This window comes from Polaromonas sp. P1_G4, assembly GCF_056405475.1.
Genome location: NZ_JBFUCA010000809.1, coordinates 1 through 1,298, shown reverse-complemented (window position 1 = coordinate 1,298; position 1,298 = coordinate 1). Strand labels below are relative to the sequence as shown.

The following is a 1,298-nucleotide window of genomic DNA, read 5'->3' as shown; positions in this document are numbered from 1 at the left end:
GTTTTGGATTTATTTACTTTTGCACTTAATGTTCATCAATAAATTAAATCCTGACTTAGGGAAAGTCCGGAGCTTGGAAAGATGAGCAAATTTCTATGATTCACACCGCTTCGATCCATAAGTGAATAGATTGTTCATCAATGAACCATTTGTAACAATAAGTTTCCTGATTTTGGTGCCTTCGCCTCATTGAACGGTTCCTTCAACGCAAAAAGGTTTTTTGTCATGCACCCAGGAAGTTTGGAAGGAAAAACAGTATCGATCTGCGCGGCCGCCCAAGGCGTCGGCCAGGCCCGTACGCCGGTTTGCCTGGCCCCGGGTGATTCCGGGCGTTGCTGCAGCGCCTGGTTGGGGCGCACTCCGGGCCAGTCGATGGGCCGTCTGGCCACGGTCAACGACATCGCGCCGATCTGAGCGAGCACCGCGCCTGTCCGGAACCGCCCATGACACCTCTTGTGAGCATCAGCAACCTGTGCAAATCCTTTCCGGGAGTGCGCGCGTTGCACAACGCCAGGCTTGAGGTTGCCGCAGGCGAGGTGCATGCGCTGATGGGCGAGAACGGCGCCGGGAAATCGACCCTGATGAAAGTGCTGGCCGGGGTCTACCAGAAGGATGCGGGCGAGATCAGCATCGACGGTCAGGCGGTCGAGATTGCCAGCCCGCGCGCTGCGCAGGCGCTGGGCATCGGCATCATCCACCAGGAACTCAACCTGATGAGCCATCTGAGCGTGGCGCAGAACATCTTCATCGGACGCGAGCCGCTCGGGCGGCTTGGGCTGTTCATCGATACCGAGAAGATGGCCCGCGACACGAAAGCGATTTTCGACCGCCTGAACCTGAACCTGGAACCGCACACGCTGGTTTGCGACCTGACGGTGGCGCGCCAGCAAATGGTCGAGRTCGCCAAGGCGCTGTCATTTGACTCGCGCGTGCTGATCATGGATGAGCCCACTGCCGCGCTGAACAATGCCGAAATCGACGACTTGTTCCGCATCATCGGCCAGCTCAAGCGCCACGGCGTTGGCATCGTGTACATCTCGCACAAGATGGACGAGCTCAAGCGCATCTCGGACCGCGTGACAGTGATGCGCGACGGCCAGTACATCGGCACCGTGCCGACTGCCACCACCAGCATGGACACCATCATCGGCATGATGGTCGGGCGCGCCCTGCTTGAAGACGAGAGGCCGCCGGCAACCGATCAGGGCCGGGAGACCGTGCTGGAGGTGCGCGGGCTCAATCGCGGCCGTACGATCAAGGATGTCAGCTTCACCGTGCGCAAGGGCGAAATCCTCGGG

2 protein-coding genes are annotated in these 1,298 nt (G+C 59.0%); one reads left to right on the top strand and one right to left on the bottom strand.

Annotated features, from left to right (window positions below; genetic code table 11):
* Nucleotides 1-137: 137 nt before the first annotated feature.
* The gene (locus tag AC1D1X_RS23565) at nt 138-422 is read right to left on the bottom strand and encodes a hypothetical protein (RefSeq protein WP_477670157.1); all 285 of its coding nucleotides are present in this window, start codon (nt 420-422) and stop codon (nt 138-140) included.
* A gap of 21 nt (nt 423-443) precedes the next feature.
* Here AC1D1X_RS23565 and AC1D1X_RS23560 point away from each other — a divergent pair.
* Nucleotides 444-1,298: sugar ABC transporter ATP-binding protein (locus AC1D1X_RS23560; protein ID WP_477699380.1), on the top strand; the 855-nt coding region annotated here is incomplete at its 3' end.